Annotated in this window: 19 protein-coding genes and 1 pseudogene; 1 reads left to right on the top strand and 19 read right to left on the bottom strand. The window is 48.9% G+C overall.

The genetic code is table 11. From position 1 onward, the window contains the following. Positions 1-68: 68 nt before the first annotated feature. Entirely contained in the window at positions 69-290 is a 222-nt protein-coding gene (locus tag HP572_RS07640; protein ID WP_240585252.1) for a hypothetical protein, read from the top strand. On the opposite strand, the gene HP572_RS07635 is transcribed toward HP572_RS07640, so the two are convergent. From HP572_RS07635 to HP572_RS07545, 19 genes and pseudogenes are all read right to left on the bottom strand, one after another. Further along, complete coding sequence (locus HP572_RS07635) at positions 291-2,108, bottom strand: prophage tail fiber N-terminal domain-containing protein (RefSeq protein ID WP_240585251.1); 1,818 nt, start codon at positions 2,106-2,108, stop codon at positions 291-293. It lies immediately after the preceding gene. Continuing rightward, entirely contained in the window at positions 2,105-2,767 is a 663-nt protein-coding gene (locus tag HP572_RS07630; RefSeq protein WP_240585250.1) for a DUF6682 family protein, read from the bottom strand. Before HP572_RS07630 ends, HP572_RS07635 begins: the two co-directional genes overlap by 4 nt. Continuing rightward, positions 2,767-3,348 (bottom strand): hypothetical protein, encoded by a 582-nt coding sequence (locus HP572_RS07625; protein WP_240585249.1) that lies wholly within the window; start codon positions 3,346-3,348, stop codon positions 2,767-2,769. Before HP572_RS07625 ends, HP572_RS07630 begins: the two co-directional genes overlap by 1 nt. Continuing rightward, entirely contained in the window at positions 3,348-3,785 is a 438-nt protein-coding gene (locus HP572_RS07620; RefSeq protein WP_240585248.1) for a hypothetical protein, read from the bottom strand. Before HP572_RS07620 ends, HP572_RS07625 begins: the two co-directional genes overlap by 1 nt. Before the next feature lie 56 nt (positions 3,786-3,841). Further along, a complete protein-coding gene (locus tag HP572_RS07615) occupies positions 3,842-4,225 on the bottom strand; it encodes a hypothetical protein (RefSeq protein WP_240585247.1) in 384 nt (127 codons plus the stop codon). A 70-nt stretch (positions 4,226-4,295) separates the two neighbouring features. After that, the gene (locus tag HP572_RS07610; protein WP_240585246.1) at positions 4,296-5,519 is read right to left on the bottom strand and encodes a N4-gp56 family major capsid protein; all 1,224 of its coding nucleotides are present in this window, start codon (positions 5,517-5,519) and stop codon (positions 4,296-4,298) included. A 60-nt stretch (positions 5,520-5,579) separates the two neighbouring features. Beyond that, a complete protein-coding gene (locus HP572_RS07605; RefSeq protein WP_240585245.1) occupies positions 5,580-6,629 on the bottom strand; it encodes a hypothetical protein in 1,050 nt (349 codons plus the stop codon). A 556-nt stretch (positions 6,630-7,185) separates the two neighbouring features. Continuing rightward, positions 7,186-9,324, bottom strand: a complete 2,139-nt coding sequence (locus tag HP572_RS07600) for a portal protein (protein WP_240585244.1) — start codon at positions 9,322-9,324, stop codon at positions 7,186-7,188. Continuing rightward, positions 9,324-10,988, bottom strand: a complete 1,665-nt coding sequence (locus tag HP572_RS07595; RefSeq protein WP_240585722.1) for a terminase — start codon at positions 10,986-10,988, stop codon at positions 9,324-9,326. The genes HP572_RS07600 and HP572_RS07595 overlap by 1 nt, the downstream gene beginning before the upstream one ends. Positions 10,989-11,035: 47 nt before the next feature. Further along, complete coding sequence (locus HP572_RS07590; RefSeq protein WP_240585243.1) at positions 11,036-11,908, bottom strand: terminase; 873 nt, start codon at positions 11,906-11,908, stop codon at positions 11,036-11,038. A 225-nt stretch (positions 11,909-12,133) separates the two neighbouring features. Next, positions 12,134-12,496, bottom strand: a pseudogene (locus tag HP572_RS07585) (Gp49 family protein); the annotation flags it as partial. A gap of 82 nt (positions 12,497-12,578) precedes the next feature. After that, positions 12,579-12,986, bottom strand: a complete 408-nt coding sequence (locus HP572_RS07580) for a DUF2513 domain-containing protein (RefSeq protein WP_240585242.1) — start codon at positions 12,984-12,986, stop codon at positions 12,579-12,581. Between the two features lie 47 nt (positions 12,987-13,033). Further along, a complete protein-coding gene (locus tag HP572_RS07575) occupies positions 13,034-13,579 on the bottom strand; it encodes a hypothetical protein (protein WP_240585241.1) in 546 nt (181 codons plus the stop codon). A gap of 108 nt (positions 13,580-13,687) precedes the next feature. Further along, positions 13,688-14,236: a lysozyme gene (locus tag HP572_RS07570; RefSeq protein ID WP_240585240.1), complete on the bottom strand. Its 549-nt coding sequence runs from the start codon at positions 14,234-14,236 to the stop codon at positions 13,688-13,690. After that, entirely contained in the window at positions 14,229-14,417 is a 189-nt protein-coding gene (locus HP572_RS07565; RefSeq protein WP_240585239.1) for a phage holin family protein, read from the bottom strand. Before HP572_RS07565 ends, HP572_RS07570 begins: the two co-directional genes overlap by 8 nt. A 177-nt stretch (positions 14,418-14,594) precedes the next feature. Next, the gene (locus HP572_RS07560; protein ID WP_240585238.1) at positions 14,595-15,401 is read right to left on the bottom strand and encodes a TIGR02642 family protein; all 807 of its coding nucleotides are present in this window, start codon (positions 15,399-15,401) and stop codon (positions 14,595-14,597) included. Positions 15,402-15,490: 89 nt separating this feature from the next. Beyond that, positions 15,491-16,276, bottom strand: coding sequence for a BRO family protein (locus HP572_RS07555; RefSeq protein ID WP_240585237.1), 786 nt, complete (start codon positions 16,274-16,276; stop codon positions 15,491-15,493). A 16-nt stretch (positions 16,277-16,292) separates the two neighbouring features. Next, a complete protein-coding gene (locus tag HP572_RS07550; protein WP_240585236.1) occupies positions 16,293-16,736 on the bottom strand; it encodes a VRR-NUC domain-containing protein in 444 nt (147 codons plus the stop codon). Positions 16,737-16,738: 2 nt separating this feature from the next. Further along, entirely contained in the window at positions 16,739-17,995 is a 1,257-nt protein-coding gene (locus HP572_RS07545) for a hypothetical protein (RefSeq protein WP_240585235.1), read from the bottom strand. Between the last annotated feature and the right edge of the window lies 1 nt (position 17,996).

The raw sequence follows: 17,996 nt of genomic DNA, 5'->3' as shown, positions 1-17,996 counted from the left end.
GGCGAGGCTTGGTATCTTTGGGGAATTTAGCGCGTATCTTTCACCTACGCAATTTAAAAGGATTGAACATGCACACTATTGATTATCATGGAACGACAATCTGCGTACTGGACGAACATGACATGCTGACGGACTGCCCCATCGGAGCATATGCAGTGATAGAAGATTCTGGGTTTTATGTCGCAGTGCGCGTCGGAGAAACTGATGCACCGGCGATTCACATAGATCCCGCTGAAACGCTGGAAAGTGCACTAGATATTATTGCTGAGCAATTATCTTTTTTTGCGTAATCAGGTAGGTGAGACGCTATTGCAGTAAACGTTACTGCTCATCACTTTCGGCTTCGGCTCGGCACACTCAGGCATGTTGACGCGTACTTGAATGTACATCCCGCGCGGCACGTCGATTGGTGACTGATCCGGCCATGTATTGTTAATGTCGTGCTTCTTCGGGTCAAATTGTTCTTTGTTGAGCGTCAGTCTGTTTTGTGCAAATGGCATGGCGCCGGGGTGGACGCGGTGGAATGTGTAGACAGTTACAGAACCGTCTTCGTCCACTTCGTAATCGTTCCATGTTAGTTCTTGTCCGTTTCGACATTTGGGATTACTAATTCCCCCATCAATTCCGTTCCACGCCGCGTCTGGGTGCATACCCTGACAGCCCGTTATTTTATAAACACCCTCGCTAATACGCTCAACATTGACGCCCTCAGCCTCTTCTGTATTCGTAAATGAACCGTCAGAATAAATAGTGATAATAGGGGACGCTGTTTTGAAGTTTCCGCTGGAGTCAATCGTGTATTGATTCGACAGCAGGACGTTAGACCATCCTGAATATGTGGTGCCGGCTTTTGTTCGTACATACATCCTGACAGTCGGTGCGTACCCCATCGCTATTTGTGATGCCGAATTTACATCCCATGCTAAGTTAATTCCACGCCATGCAATTAACCCGTTGTTAGGCCAGTTCGATAAACCAGCATTTGGACTGCGTATAAACTGCGTGACACCTGAATCAATAGCCGTGTTTGCGTCAGCAGACATAGGAGGGGCGGAACCCAAACCAAATGCACCAACCGAGAGCAACGCGCCTGATGTTGTGTCTGTAGAGCCACTCTGTTTTTTTAAATTAGCGTCGTCCCAGCATACTCGCCACGGGGTAGCTGCATCTATTGCTGTTTCTGTAGTGGACAGACGGTGGCGCAATTGCCCATCTGCGAAGGATTGAAAAATCTGAGCGCGTCTGTTCGGGAGGTAGGCGCTTTGATAGCCTACACCGACCATGTTAAGGCCGATGTGTGCTAGCGCCGTGGCGGGCATTCTGAATGAAAAGAATCCCGATGCGGAATGAACTGGCCGCTCCACGGTATTTCCTAAGCCAAAAGACCCCTCTCCGTTCGCTGCGAGTTTCAATATTCTATTTGGCGTAGCGTCAGTAGATGACGTCTGAGCATCGTATGTCGCAGCAGAGCCCAACTCAACATTTGCGCGAAACGCAGCAGGATCGGAGATATCAGCGCCATTTGCAGATTTTTTCATCGCGTCAGCTAGCGTAGCTTGAGCATTTCCCGCCGCTGTCTCCGCCGCATTTTTAGCAGTTGTGGCGGCATTGGCTGAAGCCGTCGCCGCCGCACTGGCTTGCTGCGCCTGAGCTACCGCTGCGCTGAGGTTTTGGGCGTACTGAGCCGCCTCATTTCTGGCGACTACGGCGGCACTCGCAGCCTCTGCCGCGTTAGTGCCCAGCGTCTGCATCGTCGCCAACTTCGCGGCAACGTCCGTCTGAATCTCACGGAAATAGACAATGATTGCTGGCGTAACAGCCTGCTCCATCGCTGCCCGTTTTAATAGTTCGTTGATCGTCGCTGGCGTCGATTTCTCATTAATAGAAACGGAACCATAGACCGAATTGTAGCCATCACTCTGGATTGAAATGGCGTATTCGCAGATCTCCAACGGAATGGAATAGTTGCCATCCTGATCGGTGATAACGGATGCAGAAAAACCGTTCAATACAGAAGGTCCGTTGGTCAGCGCGCTAAAGGTGACTTCAGCACCAGAAACGGGAACGCCTGCCGGATTCATTAATACGCCACTGATTAATACACTCACGCTTGCGAACTCCCGTTATATTGAGCCTGCTTTTTCTGCCCAGCGGCGGTGTCAGTTTGTGATTTGACACCCAGCAGATCGACAAAGGTTTGATAGTGCTGGGATGAAAGCATCGCGTTATTGCCGTTTTCTGCGTCTTTGCCATAGGCGCGAAAAAGGATGAACTCAAGAACAGGGTTAAAGTACAGCTCATCAAGGGGGAATACCCGGGCATTCTGCGGCGATAGATCGGCAATACTGGCAGGTGAAGGTAAACGCGCTACGTTGATTTCCAATTGAGCACCAGCCAGTGCGCCGGGAAATACAAAGAAGGCTTTAGGCGTCTGCTCGTCGTAGCAATAGCGCTCAATCGGGCCCGTTATGCTGTGCCAATCGGGATACTGATAATCGAGCGCATCACGTGGAAACGGCTGAATCGCACGCCCCCCGACTACTCGCGTAATTTCCAGCAAACGTATTGCGCCATCGGGTAAATGTTGCCGCGTACCCGGCACGCAATCGAATGTCTCAATGGACGCCCCGGCATCTGGCCTGATGATGATGACGGCGTTAATCGCATCATTGTAATAATCCAGCAGCTCGGATTTAGGCCAGCGCAGCCATAGCGAATCCAGCAGCTGCGAGTTTGCTCTGCCGATAATGTCGTTAATCGTTGTCATTAGTAGAATTCGTGTTTACGGACGGGATTGTGGAAGCCAGTTATCGGGGAGTTATCAAGCGCATCACGATAGGCTCGTCGATAACCGTCGGTGAAGATGGATCTGAAATACGCCGCTCGTTGCGGATCGCTCCACGGCTTACCCGGCATCAGATAGAGGTCTTCTAACGCACCGGCAGCAATAACATCCGTGTAATCGTCAGCCAACGCATCAGGCACACTATCCGCAGTGCGCCGCGGTTCCACGGCAAAAACAATGGCGATGCGTCCAAACGGCCGTGTAGGCGCAATGTGATTAGCCGAAATCACGGTAAAGTCTACGCCAGCAATAAGAACGGCCGGATCATCAGGGTTGCTAATATCGGTGACCATTAAGCGCTTGACGCACTTCACTTCCAAACTATCCGTCAGCGCGAGCGTTACGCCAGGCCCAACCTCTGCCAACACCAGTGATTCACGGCAAAACAGCGACTCGCGGCAAAATGTGATAGCGGCTTCCAATACAGATTGCCGCATCATGAAATCTAACGGCCCGCTAATATGCTTACGGATCGCTGGCAGGAATGCGTCAAGCGATGCCATTATTCAGCGTCCTTTGCTTTAATGGCTTCACGAACGCGTGCGCGGAAATCATCAACTTTTTCCTGAGCGCCTTGTTTCAGATCCGCCAGGTCTTCCGCTTCAACCAGCGTCGCCAGTTGGACAGATGTCAGTTTCGCCAAATCGACATCATCGTTACCGATTTTGACCACCCAACTATTCGCTTCAGCTTCAGCCTTCCGGCGTGCCAACTCTTCCGCCGCCAACTGGGCTTTTAATTCTTCGTCTTCCGCAGACTGTGCCAACACCGATTTCACCTGGTCTTCACGCACCCATACAGTGGGGAACTCCAGCAACTGGTGAGCAATTCCGCTTTCAACATTGACGGGTTTAAGGCGAGGAAAGATCAGGCGGCTACCTGTCACGGTATCGCGCTTTTTGTCTTTATCACCGACGTACACAACAGAAATCTCTGCCATTTTTGAATCCCTATAAAAAAGCCCACCGAAGTGGGCTGGATAGTGTTGGAAGCGGCTTAGTAGCCTACCGCGACATATTTCACATTGATGACCAGACGGCCCGTTGCAGCCCCGCCGGCAATCGTGGCGGTAATTTTCTCACCGCTGACCGCAGTGCTGTACGGCACTACAGGCACGGATTTCGCTACCGCATCAGCATGGCTGGCCGCAGCGACAAGCGTATGTGTACCGCTTTTTACTTCCACTGTTACGCCCGCACCCAACGCTTCACTGACCACATCAATGGAACAGATACGCATACCGATCGGCATTTCCAGCAGTTCGACAATATCGCCGGCGGCCGCGGCAGCCAGCACAATCTGGCTCTCTGCCAAAGACAGATTGCCTTGTGGACCTTGGTACACCGCGTCACGCATGGACGGTGCTTGAATCGTTGCCATAAATTTTTCTCCTGATAAAGCAAAGCAGCAGGCCGAAACCTGCTGTTATGAGAGGGATTGAGGGGATTGATTAACGCCCTGTGGAGATCGCGGAATCCACGACGATGATGCCGTGGTCGCTCATGCGGCCATCTTTCTGCTGGAAGCGGATTTTCTTCAGGCCGTTAATCCAACGTACTGAAATCTCAGTACCGTTACCATGATCCACTTTCTCTTCGTGGTAACCGAAGTGGCCGCCGCCTTCGCCCGTACCATAAGCGTTCGCCAGCGCCTGACCGCCCAGCAGCATGGCGCGGTCAATGGTGGTTTTAGCTTCTTTCATTGCGACCGTTGCAGCCAGATCGTTATTGGAAACTGCAACCTGAGAACCTGCATTGAAGCGAATCGGCATCCCGGTGTATTTGCGCACCAAAATGTTACGCCACATCGCGCACTCACCCTTGAACAGCGGATGATCGAAACCTTTAGATCGCTGAATAACGCGTGACAACATCGCCTGCCAGTCTTTACCCGACGTGGAGGTATACCAGTCATTCCACTGGCGCGGCGTGACGTTCAGGACGTAATACGGATCGTCGTTCGCCATTTCGTCTTTCGACATTTTGACAGGCTGGAGCGGGTGCGCCATTTCATCGATAAACAAAGAAAGATTATCGACTACGCCCAAACTGAAGATATCGGCAGCATCCAGACTTTCAAAACTGGTCGCATCACCGGCGTAAAAATGGCGATCGTAGGTTGGCGGCAGCACATCGTTAATCATGATTTTGCCGAACTCACCATGCCCCGCCAGCGGCAGAATGGTGTCATCCGCGATGAAGTCACCGCGTGCACCCGCCAGATGCACTGTCGCACACTGATCTTGCAGGTCATTAAAGTACGTGCCCAGCAAGGTACGTGCGGTTTTGTTCAGATTGTGCTTATAGCGCTGCTCTGACATTTTCCCGCCCGCATCAACCAGGTGACGGCCCTGATTAATCTTGAGAGAGAAATCCGCGAACGCGAGGTTTTCACCGCGTCCTTCCAACTTCGCATCACCCATCGTCGGGCGCTTGCTGAGTTTGTGGACGATCTGCATATCCACTTCATCGCCTTTCTGCTTTTGCAGATCGGTAATACGCACCACAGGCGCGGTATAGCTGGTTTGCTTCACGCCTTTTTTATCCGGAGTTACCGCTTTTGGTGCTTCCTGCTGTTCCGTCATGATGTTAACGAATGAGCGGTTGCGGTTGGCTGCGGTGAACAGCGCAACCTGCATCAACTTATTCGCCTGGGCGGAGGTAATGGTAGTCATGTTGATTCCCTAAAAAAGAAAACCCGCACACGGCGGGTTGGATGATGTAAGTAGGTAACGTCAGATGGCTTGTTCTAGCAGCGCTTCAATCTGCGCATCGGTCATGCCAGCAAACATCACCTGCAATTGGTCAGGATCGGCATTAGCCGCCTGCTCCAGTGGCGATGCAGTATGTTGCGTCGTTGAACCGACATCTGACGGTGACGCAGGCAGCTGTGACGAAGCAGTTGCTTTCGCCAGCAGATCTGCTGCTTTTTGCTGAAGTTCTTCGGCTGTCGGTTGCTGTTGCGCGGCTTGCGTAGGCTGTTGAGGTGCACTCTCCACAGACTCACCATAGGCGGCGCGGGTTCGCTTCACGACTTCACCGAATCGTTCATTTAACGGTTTGTCTTTCCATGCAGGATCAAGTTTGAGTGCTTCATCGATATGCACCGCCAGCGTAAAGCGGTCTGGATCGCTGCCTTGCCAGTTTTTCAGATCTGGCGTGGCGTCCAGTGCCGCAGTCACAGGGTTGTCATTAGCAGGTTGAGAAACTACCGGGGCTGGCTGCGCAGATTGCAGGTATTCCACTTTTTGTGTCAGCGCATCAAGCACACTCGCCACTTCAGGGAAGCTCTCACGTACCGTCGCGATCTGCTCTGGCGTGATCTTAGCTTTTTCCGGCAACTGTGCAGGCTGTAAACCAGCGTCGTTAATCTGACGTGTGAAAACTTCCAACTGTCGCCGAGCTTCAGCCAATTCTGTAGAGGTTCGCTGATTCGCTTCAGACAGTCGTTGCTTTTCGGCACGTTCTGCTTCAAGCACGCCATAAGGAATGGTGTGCTTACCATCCCGGCTGAGAATACTTTTCGCGGTGCCATTACCGTTATCATCGGAGGCTGGCTGTTGAGTCGTGGTCGTCTGTGATTGTGCAGCTACGCCCGGCGTCAGCGTGGTGGTATCGCCCTTATTTTCCTGCTGCCCATTCAGATTATTGGTGGCTGTTTGTCCGGTATGGGTTACCGCCCCCGCCGTCTCATCATAAATATCCACATCGCCCAGATTATTCAGCAACGCTTCCAGCTCTTCCGCTGTTTCTTCACCTGTTAAATTATTAATATCAACACTCACGTCATTACTCCTGCATGTCTATTTGTCGGATAGATCCGAAAGGGAAAAGGCGTATCGCTGCCCATGCGAATAAGCGCTCTAACAAAAACGCTTATCGGCACAAACAAAAAAGCCACCCGAAGGTGGCCGATACTGATTTTGTGGTATAAAAAAACCGGAGCAGCTTTTTAAGGCATACTCCGGTATCTTTCGCGAATTTAGCGCGTATTCATGTTCGAGGCAATTATCGTATGAAAAAATTTAATTCTCTGACAATTATTATCCTTTTTACTGTTTTGCTCTACAAGCCACGAAAATGGGTTTTAATCACAGCCTTTTCATTCTGTCTATCCACTCTCATGTTTATCAGTAAGGTCTCTTATGATCTTTTTGCCATATGTCAAAATTATGGGCTACTAAATATGACTCAAAAGGATTGGTTGGCTGTTCTCTGTATTTTCTCCGTGATTTTCATTTTGAAATCTGGCTATACCATCATGCTTTGTCAAACGGTTACGACGTGCTACAAAAGGTTCGGTGTCGTACCCCTTTGGTCAAATTTATTAAAAAAACCGATCTAAATCGGGATCGAATCAATCTGCCCCTGAATACTCTGCATCATCTGCGCATTCAGCGCCTCAATCTCCCGCGTCGTGTTCTCCATACCCTGAAGGATACGACCCGTTTCCGCCTGCGTTTTCGCATCATCAAAGCGCTGGCTGTTCGTTAAGGTTTGCTCACGCTGAGCCGCAGCGGAAATGCGCCGGGCCTCGGCTTCCAGCTTCGCAACCTTCCCAGCAATCTCACGCATCGCCAGATCTTGCTGCTGCGCCTGCAACTGTTGTTGCTGCTGAGCCGCCTGCTGTTCTTCAGGTGTCATTTCGTCCGGTGCTTTCGGCGTACCCAGCGCGCTACGGATGCGCTCGATAAACTCCGCTTTCTTCGGCACATCCAGCAGCTCGACCCACATATCCAGTACCGTGGCCTGCACCTGCGGCGGCAAACCGGTAATGACCTGCGACATGCGCTCGGCCAGTTGCGACTTATAAGCGGGCGTCTGCTGGATCGGCGCAAGCGCAATATGCGCACGCAGGCGGGAAACATCGTTCGTCATCCCGTTGCCGGATTCCTCATTGATGGTGACAGATTTACGGCGCCGCGGATCGTCGCGATTCACCACAACGGAGTAATTGCGCCGGCGTGTCAGGTCTTCCAACAAATACGACAGCAGCAACTGTCCGACCTGCTGACAAGCAAACTGGTAGTTATCATTGATTTCCGCCAGCGTCGTCGCGCCCTGTTCGACCAGATTGCTGATCGCCACACCGGAAGCGGCGCTGGAGTCTTGCCCGAGAAATGCCGAATACACGCCCATCCCGTCCTGAATCAGTTTCATGCTCTCCTGCATGACCTGAAACTGCTGCTGCGCGACTTGGAAATCCTGCTGAATATTAATCGCATCCGCTGCCGTTGTTTTATTGTGTCTCTGGGGGTTAAGCGTAATCACACCATCTGGCCGCTCAACCTCGTCCGCTAACTGCCTGTCAGTCATGTTGGTTGCATCGGCATCCTTGATGATGCGCTTGGCCTGCAATAGCCAGGTTAATTTGATACGACGGAAGTTCACTTCATCCTGAGCCGGGATCGCACGGCAGGCTAAGCCATAAGGCGCACCTGTTTTGTCTTTGCGATAGCCCCAGAACGGCACCAGCGGGAACATGCCTTGTGGCGCTGAGCATGGGCGGTCGCCAAGAAAGTGAGGCCCGACAAACCACGCTTCACGGATCCGGCTGACGCGAGACATCACCACCGACACACGGCCTGTTGCCAGCGCCACAGCATGCATCACGTTGTTTTTATCGAACTGGATAACGCGGCCATTAGACAGTTCAAGAACCGGCACCCGCTGGTACGTGCGATAGTAGATCACCTGCAACATGACGCGCTTACGGTTGGCAGATACCCATTCAGTATCCTTGCGGCTCCACTGCTGGTACTCGTCATAAGCGCTGATTAAGGCGGACTCCTGCCCCTCGGCAATATCGGTATCTACAAACCCGCGCCACTCATTAATCGAGTAGTCGATAACCTGCGCCATATCGGGAAAAGTGGCCTTCACCTCATCCACGTCCAGCCAGCGTTTGCGCATCAGCCAGCGGCAATCGCTCAGATCCGCTTCGCGGCTGTGCCAATCCCAGAACACTTCATTGCGGTGAACGGTTCCAACCTTGTAGCGCGAACCAAACAGATCGCTATTACGGCGGACTTCAACCCATGATAACCCCGCCTTGATCTGCTCAGCGTAGGCATCGGAGCGAGCCTTATTGATGTTGGACAACCGGCAGACGTCAGCAAATTCCGCATTGACCGCATCAGCCAGTTGCTCCATTTCCTCATCAGGATCATCAGCGATAACCATCAGGTCGGTACGTGTCTTGGCCTCCATGCCCAGTACACCATCGATGGTTGGCGCAATTAGGTTATGCATCGTCAGCGGTTGGCCACGCTCACGCAGTTTCGCCACAACCTCCGGCGCAAGCTGATCGCCGTCGTAATACGCACAGGCGGTATTTGCCGTGGTGCGCCAGTCTGGCTGCGCGTCAATGTCCGATGAAAGATCCAGTAATTGCCGCTGCGTAAAGCGGTCGCGATTGTCCTGCTGGCGAGTGTCCTGCTGCTGTGGCCGAGCCTCAGCGTCAATAGCGGCTGTGTTCATCAATGTGACATCCAGTGAGTGGGTTTAGAACGGTCGATAGGTTTCAGTTTCGGTCTGGCTGGCATGCGAGCACGCATTTCCTGCGCAATTGCATAGCTCATCACCTGGTCATCGAAACAACCGGTTTGTGCGCCCATGCTGCCTTTGGCGTCATAGACATAGGTATTGAGTTCGTTGATGGTGCCGATCCAGCGAATGCCGCTGGCCTTTTCGCGCAGTAACGTTTTCAGCCCTTCCGTCACCACCGGCTTACTCTGCTTGGTAGTCAGCCAGCCCAGCTTCGGCGTCTCGTCGTCGTTATCGCGATCAAGGTGTTGCTCGGCGTAAATAGCGCGAACGGGGTAAATATCACGCAGCTTCTGCAATACCGCATGGCCGTGGTTATTTCGCTCTGGCCCGATGTAAGCGGTGTTATACCACTCGCCGACGTGTGCCAGCAGTTGCGCGAATAGCTCTGCATCCAGATGACCGAACCAGTGCGCCACCTGTTCGCCTGTCGATTTCTTCACGACATCGAAAGATGAACGGTCACCGTTTTCCAAACCTTCCGCCACGTCAGCGCCGATAGCATAATCCTCGTCGGGATCCGGCAATTCCCAGACCAGCAGATGATTTTGTAACGTGCGCTGAAGCTCTTCTTTATCGCCGCCGCGCAGTGCCTGCACCTTTGCGCGTTTACCGGTTTCAGGCTCTACGTCATAGACAATGAGCGGCGGGCTACAGCGCCCTTCGGCATGCATCACATTGATGGCGGCAAATACACGGCGGCCAGAGGTTAAGAAAGCCTCCTGCGGCGTAGAAGGAAATTCCTGCTTCATTTCCTCGCCTTGCTCGACCTCTTTGCGGATATACCACTGCTTTTGCTCATCACTCAGCGTGACACGCGTTGCCGCCTCAACCGCAGCAAAGTATTCCTGATGGTATTTACTCAGTCGCAGGCCACCGGCCGGAACGGGCGCAACGTATTTCGGATCGTCAAACCACGGATAGAAATGAAACTTGTAATCCTGCATCGTCAGATCGACACCGGATTGCGCCAGCTCAAGCGCCCGTGTGCTCATGGTATGGAAATCGCCGCCCACGCCTTCCGCTGTGGATTCGTCAAACACGATACAGCCGTCATGCACGGCGTTCAGCGTACCGGTTCGTACCTCTTTTGCTTTGGCCGGATATTTGGCGCAGATTTTCCCATGCTCGGAAATGTGTAGACGCTGAACCGTACCCGAGCGGAAGGATGTGGCCACCTGAATGCTGGAGCCATGAGAAAACAGAATATAGCCGCCATTCGCCCCGCTGCGTCGCTCGGTAATCTTGAATGACGAACGCAACCAGCCTGGCAGATTATCGAAGGGTATCGATATCTTGGTACGGAAGATTTCGCCTGCGGCATTCTTATCCTGCGCAATGATCCCGCACTTGATGTTCTTATTGAACAGTGCCTGATCGAGTAGGTAGATATCAATCGCGGTGGAGAAACCGAGCTGACGCGCCTTGAGAATGATGTTGCGGTAATGCATGTGCTTGAACAGCCGGCGCTGTGCCGGACGCATCCGAAACGTGACTAACTGGCCTTTTTCATTCTCGATCTTGTACAGATTGTTGAGCCGCCACCACGGATTGCTCAATTTTGACAAAATAAAAAGGCGCTGCTGCGCCTCGGTCATTCCGTCCAGTTCGTCTTCTGCGAGACTGGCATCATAGTGCGGTGTCGTCATTGCGCCAGCATTCCATCATCCGGCATCGCATGAATATCACGCACCACATCGGTTAGCGGCGTCGTCACATCCTTACTTTCCGCTGTCAGCTTCTCTGTTTCGGCCTTCAGCTTGGCGGTCGCCGCCTTAATGCGCTGCGTGTCGGCACTCAGGCGCGGGACATTCACCGCGTCCAACTGTAATTTGCTCAGGCTGTTTTCAATCGACTCAATCCGGGCAATATTGCGATCGAGCCCTTGCTCAGCCTTGATGAACTTATCGTAAAGCTCAATACGCGCTTCGATTGATTCCGCGTTCTGTAAATCCTCCATGATTTTGTTCAAAGTCTTGGTCACTGACAATGCGCGGGCGCGGGTGAAAATCAGCTCATCACGCAGCTCGGTTTCTTGCACCGCCTCAAAAAGCTCATCGGCGTCCAGATATTTGGCATAAGCAGAATGCTTGCGCGGGATTTGATTGCCAGGCTGGAACGCATTAGCCGGAACACCATAATTCCCGCCCAGATTGTTCCCTTTAACAAAGCGACCGCTAGCATCCCGTTGCGGTTCAGTTTCAGGCTGCTGATCGCTGGTGTCACTGTCGTTTGCGTCTGCTGACTCTTCACTATGATTATTGCCAGAATCATCGCGCTTTTCCTCGCTTTTGCGATTCGCGCCTTTCTCTTTGCGAATCTGCGAATCACTTTTTTGCGAACTGCGAATTTGCGAATTCTGCTCAATGAAATCCGTTGCAGCCTTTATCGTGATGTGGCGCTTCGCTGAGCTATACGGCACCTCATTCTGAGCACACCACTCTACTGGGGAGATTCCCGTTGCTGAGTATGCAGTTGCATAATCGGCCAGCAGCTTTTTCCAATCGTACTTTGCCATAGCGTCCTACTGAGTGAGCATTATCGAGCCACCACTGAGAAGTGACTCTGGAATGCCTTACTCACTGCACTCCGGGTGCGACTCAAATGCCAGTGCTGTGCCACCCTTACCAGTAGCTGCTTTGACGTCTCCCATCAGGAAAAACGGGATACCGTTGATTTTCACGCACTGGTCACACAGCAAGGTGGTAGATTCAACGTCATCCGGTAGCGGTTCTGAAACTGATTGCTCATAAAGGCGCTGTTTAAGCAAATAGCCTTCCAACTGCCAGATTTTGTTAACCGCGTTCTGACGGGCAATCTTACGTCCGATCTCCTCGTCGAAGTTTTCAGGCGATGCACAGGCTGATTCGCCAGTAACAGTGAAGCCATTACGCAATACCAGAACGCAGAAGGTCAGCAGGTGGAGATTTCCGTTAATCGGATTAAGGAGTTTGTGGCCATCACAAGCGCCACCCAACCCTTCTGCCGCTGAAAAAAAGTGCTCAGCAACAATGATGCCTTCAATGTGCTCAGGCGTAACACGCGGCGCAGTTAAGCCTTTGGCCTGAATCTCTTTCTCAATGTGTTGATCGGTGACTTGTGTCATGGGATTACCTTTTGTTGGGGCGAAAAAAAGCCCCAGCAGATGCTGAGGCTATGAGTTATTAACTTTGTGATTAAGGCTGTTTTTAATCTGACAAGCCAAATTTTTTCTTGGCATAGGACTTCAATAGCTCAACACCAACATCTTTAAGTACACTCATTGGCTCACTGCCAATGTCTTTTAGCTTTTCAAAAACATCTTTGCTTTCCAGCGCCGAAGCAAACTCAATTCCAGACGTAGTCAGTCTGATATCAACATCAAGTAGATGAATTCCATCAAGTGTTTGAATGTACCCAAGAGCTTCAGGGTCGTGAGTAATCATACTGGAATTGCTCAGAAACCCCTGTTCAATAAGCTGCATGTAATGAAACATGCCTTTCTCAGAAGCAATGTCATAGCCAGCAGCCTCTAACTCCCCTATTGAAATAAAAGTAGTTTCCGCGTCTAAAAAAACAGACAGCATTCCCTTTAAATAATCAAGATCTGTTCTCATTGCTATTCTCTCTTTGCCATGTGTAAAGTTAAAAATAGCATGTGAAATTATTCTGTTACTACAACCCTGCGTAAATCAGCTTCACGTATATCAGCTAACTGGCTGAGAGCTCTGTCTAGCGTCGTTAATAACGGATCAATCCAATACACCGCCTGCCCATACGTCAATCGGCAGCGGGAGGAAGCGGCACCAGTACCGGTTGAGTCAGTTCCGCTGGCAGCGGTACGCATTGCGCTGGCACGTAGACTGTGCGCGTAGTCGAGCAGCCCAGTAGCGACATCATCAGGCACGCACTCACGACTAGCAGAATGATGTTTGATAACTGTCCGGTAAATAATCTGTTTTTCATCCGATTTACCCTTGATGGTGATGGCGTATTGATTCGCCTGCCTGGCGATTTCATTGTAGCGATGGAACTGAAGTGACTGCCCGGCGATAACAGCTTTCTGGCTTGTGCTGATATCTTCCGATTGCTGCTTATCCCGCTGCGCAATATCCGCATCCCACCGCAATCCCTGCACACACCAACCCGCGCCGAACGCAGTAGCCAACCCACCGCATAACAGCAGCGCTTTCATTTTTGTGGTTAACATGGTTTCTCTGTTAAAAAGTGGGAGGATTGATAAGGGTGAGGAATTCAGATTTCACGTAGCGTTACTGAAAGTGGTTACTTATTAATCAATTAACGGCCATTTGGGTATTTATTCCGCTCTCAGGCAAAGTGCTTTCTCTTTTTCGCGTCGAATAACTAGCCCAGCAAGAAGCTCTTTTCCGGCATAAACCCAGCGAGATAACTGATTGCAAGCAGAGTTATAGGACGGAAGCAGAAGCTGCTTGTACATGGTGCTACGCAAGAACTTAGGACACCCAACATTGAAGATAAATGAACCGACACCATCAAAAACGCCCTGCGGCAGTTGGAATCCGAGTTTACGTTCAACATTCAGTTCAATACAGTTCTGTGCATTCAACTGGTCTTCTGCAAACCACTGCGCGATCTGCTGATCGCTGGCTTGCGCCACCATGCCAGTACCTTTTCCAGTGTGTCCGATGCCTTGAGTGATGATCTTGGCCGGACACAAATAGGGATCACGCCGGCAACTCTCTGCGTTCCCCATCACCTCCATCGCTTCCTGGCTAAAACGCAGACTGTTTCCCGTGGCAGACTTATAGTTATCAGCATTGCTCAGCACAATGCCAATAATCACACTGACGGAACAGACAATAGCCGCAGCTTTACGTTTAACCATTCTTTTGTCCGCTCCGTAGTTGGAACTCTTTGCGTTTGTAATACCAATTCAGCGCAAATGTTCCGACGGTACATACAATACCGACAATAATTGCCCAGTCATTAAGTGACAGAGCGCCAAATACTGCTGTCGTGCTGCCGGTGCCAATTGCGGCTCCGTTAGTGAACTTGTCCATACGCATACTCACCTCCGGCCTTGCCGTGGCTCCTGATAAAATGGAAATAAAAAAGCCTGCTGGGCGAACCATGCAGGCTTGAGGACTGACCAATAAAAAACCGGAGCAGCTTTTTAAGGCATACTCCGGTATCTTTCGCGAATTTAGCGCGTATCTGATGCGGGGTCAATCTGGCTCATACGATTAATCAATTTCGTTATGAATTCTCTCACTAAGAACGCTAACTGCCTGAGACTCTTCAACATACAACCAGCGCATGCAGCGTTTAACCAGATCCAGATATTGCAGCCATTCACCGGCAGATATCACAGCCCCTATGATAGCCAGTGATTTACGCAAGTGCTCAAATGTCGCCGCAATATGCCCGTTACCGCCACATTCATTACACACGGCAATGGCTGGGCGTAGCGTTTTCCCCGTTCCGTTACAGCGCGGGCAGACATTCAATTGTGCCGCCTGGTACTCTGACCATTCCCGTAACACTTTACGCTCATGACCGATTCGCTCGTTAAGTTCGGCGATTTCGATCCCCACTCTGATGTAATCGGCATGACTCACCTTCTCGCGGCAGCGCTGCCTTTCAAGTTGCTTTATCTCTACACGCAATACATCAGTATTCTTGCGCGACTGCGCCGCTTTAGCGCCGTATCTGCGCAGTAGCCCAGCTATATGATTGATTTGCGCAGGAAGATTACGCTCAAGCACCATGCTTAGCGCTAACTGACAGGCAGAGAGGGAATGCATAAGGCGGGGTCGAACACTTACCCAGTCAGATATCGCCGCTCGAATACGTTGCTCTGCCTGGCTATCGTGGCGGTATTTTGCCATTAGTAAATCAAAGCCAATGGAATGACGGTGCTGAGTAGTGGCAAATGCTGCCAGTATTTGCTCTTTGGAGAGAACTGCACGTCCGCGTCCCACATTCAGTGATTCAATGCTCATACAGCGCGGATCGTGCATCTTGATAAGTTGTTCTATAGCTATGGTCATTTGGTCAGTCCTGTACATAGATAACAGGACTGATTGTATGGCTTAATTTAAAGGCAGCAACAATATTGTATTTTGCAATTTCGACTAAATCACCCTCTGGCTCTTTCGACCAAACTTTTAGCTTCTTCAATTATTTCCCTGTAAAAACGAGCATTAAGCCGATCTCCAGAGGGGCAAGGTGTACGAGGTTTATTATACTTTAATCCTAAATGCTCACACCAAGTTACAATCTCAACTTCCCTTTCTGACATCAAAACCAATCCAGCTTGTTCAAACCATTGTTTAACTGTGAGTATAAAATCATCAGAAAGTGATTTCTCTTCAAGTTTAGCTAGTCTGTTTGAAACACCACTCACTTCACCTTTGACCAAGTTAAATTCCATTTCTAATTTATCTTGTCTGATGATCGCATCAGCAACCATCCTTGAATTTTGTGCAACAATTTCGGCCATTTGTGCAAGCGCCGATCCTTGTGGCGTCATTGGCGGGGGATACGTCCCATATTTAGTTAGCGAAGGGACAACTTCATGATAAAGCCATCGCTGAAATTTTCTACCAGCTTTGGATTTATCATTTCCCATTATTCTGTTTAAGCCAGGCTGAGTGACAAAAATCTCTTTTTGCTCGTCAAAATCTTTATTGTCAACTGGTAGATTTTTATACTCATCAGAATCCAAATCTTTTATTTGACTCTTAATCAAGTTAGGGATATGTCTAGGATTCTCATCCCCAAGATCCTTATTTTCTTTATTTAAAACAATAAAGATATCCTTTAAAGAAAAGTGAAGAATCCCGTCAATATAGCATGTTCTTATGTCCGTGACCCCAGAGGAACCTTCATAACAAATAGAAATTAAATTTCTGTTCTTACTCATATTAAAATCCAACTTATTATTTATTGAGATAACTAACTATGCCGTGTACAGCATGATCATAACCAAAACACACCTCTGCTTTATACCCTACGGATGACATTTTTTTGAGCCAAATCTCTTGCTGAGCCGATAACTTACCGCCCTTCGCTTTCATCTCAATCCACAAACCTGCATACCCACCGCGAGGAAGTGCCAGAAACAGATCTGGCACACCAGCACGAACACCAAGCCGCTTTGCATCACGCGCCGCCTTCGGCCCACGCTTTCCTTCGTTTGGGATATGCAGCAGATAATCTCCTATTCGAACACCATCGATCACGGTCTTATCTGCCCATTCAATTAGCGCGGCTTGCTCTTCCAATTCAGCTTGATGAGGAACTTTAACTACCTTGCCGTTACGGGTTTCCAGTTTGGCTTTTGTGACAATAGAAGTTAGAGCGTTGATTGAATTGGGCAGCATAATTACTTCTTAGCTGACATAACTTTACCAGCAAGGTCTGCAATCGAGTTAACTCCATCTAATAGTGCGGGAATATTTTCACTATTCATTTGAATAGGGTTGAATATTAATTTTTCAAAATCAGCAGGGAAACCAATAAATCTATCCACACTACCCTCACTAAGTATTTTTTTAACGGTATCATTATTAGTGCTCAACTTAATTATTTCATTCAAGTAACCGTCTTTTTGTTTCACATAACTCCTGATGAATTCACAAGAGGCAATACGATGTTCTATTTGAATCATCTGGGCTTTTAATGATTTTAAATCCACATACATAACTCTTGAGAAATAAAGTAAAACCATTTCAAACGCAAGGACTGGTAAAGTATAAAAAATAACACTCTCCAAGCCAAAACTAACAGATGAAATGTAATCATCAACTTTATTATAGTTGATGAGATTCATTAAAAACGGCACAAAAACATGAACAAGAAACGATAAAACCAAAAATAACAATGGTGAGAAAATAGTAAGAATCATTAACCTTGAATATTTCTTGTTGGCATCAATTAATTGAGATGAAATACTATCTTTTATTCTTATAAAAGATTCCTTTAATAAGTTAACTTGTAGCGTTGACTCTACCCCACCTAACGATTTTTCCAATTTATCAACATCTCTCTTCAAGCTTTTTATCCTTGCTGTTTGAGATGCTAATTCATTTATTATCTTCTCGTTTTTAACAACTAAATCATGCGCACGTTCTACTTTACCTTTTTCTAAAAAAAAATTAATACTTTTAAAGGAAAGACTAGACTTATAGTTTAAATAATCCAAACCAGACTCTAATAAAAAATTGTCATATATATAATCTATAGTTTCCTTTTCTGAATTCGCAAAATGTAAAATGTAATCATATCTATCCCAGAATGAAAACTCTAAAATTATATTTAACATTCTCCTTACAAGTTCGTTTCTTACTAACCTTAATGAATCCCCACTAGCATTTTTTAATATGTCGAGTTCAATATCCGTCAGTAGATTTGAGTCTAAGACATGGTTATTGTATTGAGTGTTTTTATTTAAATTAATTCTATCTCTAGCATACAAACCAAAAAAAAGGGAACATAAACATATGAATAAAGACTCATCTTTATTTTCAGTTATTTTATTATATATACTATTAGACTGTAATTTAGCTTCAGGATAACGCTCATATATGGCATCCTTGATATCCATAACCCTTTTATTATCAAATTTCCTTTCATTACTCATT

Source organism: Pectobacterium sp. PL64, assembly GCF_022477975.1.
Taxonomy (GTDB): domain Bacteria; phylum Pseudomonadota; class Gammaproteobacteria; order Enterobacterales; family Enterobacteriaceae; genus Pectobacterium; species Pectobacterium jejuense.
Note: the sequence above shows the minus strand (reverse complement) of the source record. Positions and strands in the feature narration are given on the sequence as shown.

What these genes read in the sequence shown, in the direction of transcription:
- HP572_RS07620 (WP_240585248.1), bottom strand. Translation starts at nt 3,785, where the DNA reads ATGGCAGAGATTTCTGTTGTGTACGTCGGTGATAAAGACAAAAAGCGC.
- HP572_RS07565 (WP_240585239.1), bottom strand. Translation starts at nt 14,417, where the DNA reads ATGCGTATGGACAAGTTCACTAACGGAGCCGCAATTGGCACCGGCAGC.
- HP572_RS07630 (WP_240585250.1), bottom strand. Translation starts at nt 2,767, where the DNA reads ATGACAACGATTAACGACATTATCGGCAGAGCAAACTCGCAGCTGCTG.
- HP572_RS07550 (WP_240585236.1), bottom strand. Translation starts at nt 16,736, where the DNA reads ATGCTGCCCAATTCAATCAACGCTCTAACTTCTATTGTCACAAAAGCC.
- HP572_RS07590 (WP_240585243.1), bottom strand. Translation starts at nt 11,908, where the DNA reads ATGGCAAAGTACGATTGGAAAAAGCTGCTGGCCGATTATGCAACTGCA.
- HP572_RS07545 (WP_240585235.1), bottom strand. Translation starts at nt 17,995, where the DNA reads ATGAGTAATGAAAGGAAATTTGATAATAAAAGGGTTATGGATATCAAG.
- HP572_RS07575 (WP_240585241.1), bottom strand. Translation starts at nt 13,579, where the DNA reads ATGTTAACCACAAAAATGAAAGCGCTGCTGTTATGCGGTGGGTTGGCT.
- HP572_RS07560 (WP_240585238.1), bottom strand. Translation starts at nt 15,401, where the DNA reads ATGACCATAGCTATAGAACAACTTATCAAGATGCACGATCCGCGCTGT.
- HP572_RS07600 (WP_240585244.1), bottom strand. Translation starts at nt 9,324, where the DNA reads ATGAACACAGCCGCTATTGACGCTGAGGCTCGGCCACAGCAGCAGGAC.
- HP572_RS07640 (WP_240585252.1), top strand. Translation starts at nt 69, where the DNA reads ATGCACACTATTGATTATCATGGAACGACAATCTGCGTACTGGACGAA.
- HP572_RS07555 (WP_240585237.1), bottom strand. Translation starts at nt 16,276, where the DNA reads ATGAGTAAGAACAGAAATTTAATTTCTATTTGTTATGAAGGTTCCTCT.
- HP572_RS07580 (WP_240585242.1), bottom strand. Translation starts at nt 12,986, where the DNA reads ATGAGAACAGATCTTGATTATTTAAAGGGAATGCTGTCTGTTTTTTTA.
- HP572_RS07625 (WP_240585249.1), bottom strand. Translation starts at nt 3,348, where the DNA reads ATGGCATCGCTTGACGCATTCCTGCCAGCGATCCGTAAGCATATTAGC.
- HP572_RS07615 (WP_240585247.1), bottom strand. Translation starts at nt 4,225, where the DNA reads ATGGCAACGATTCAAGCACCGTCCATGCGTGACGCGGTGTACCAAGGT.
- HP572_RS07610 (WP_240585246.1), bottom strand. Translation starts at nt 5,519, where the DNA reads ATGACTACCATTACCTCCGCCCAGGCGAATAAGTTGATGCAGGTTGCG.
- HP572_RS07595 (WP_240585722.1), bottom strand. Translation starts at nt 10,988, where the DNA reads ATGACCGAGGCGCAGCAGCGCCTTTTTATTTTGTCAAAATTGAGCAAT.
- HP572_RS07570 (WP_240585240.1), bottom strand. Translation starts at nt 14,236, where the DNA reads ATGGTTAAACGTAAAGCTGCGGCTATTGTCTGTTCCGTCAGTGTGATT.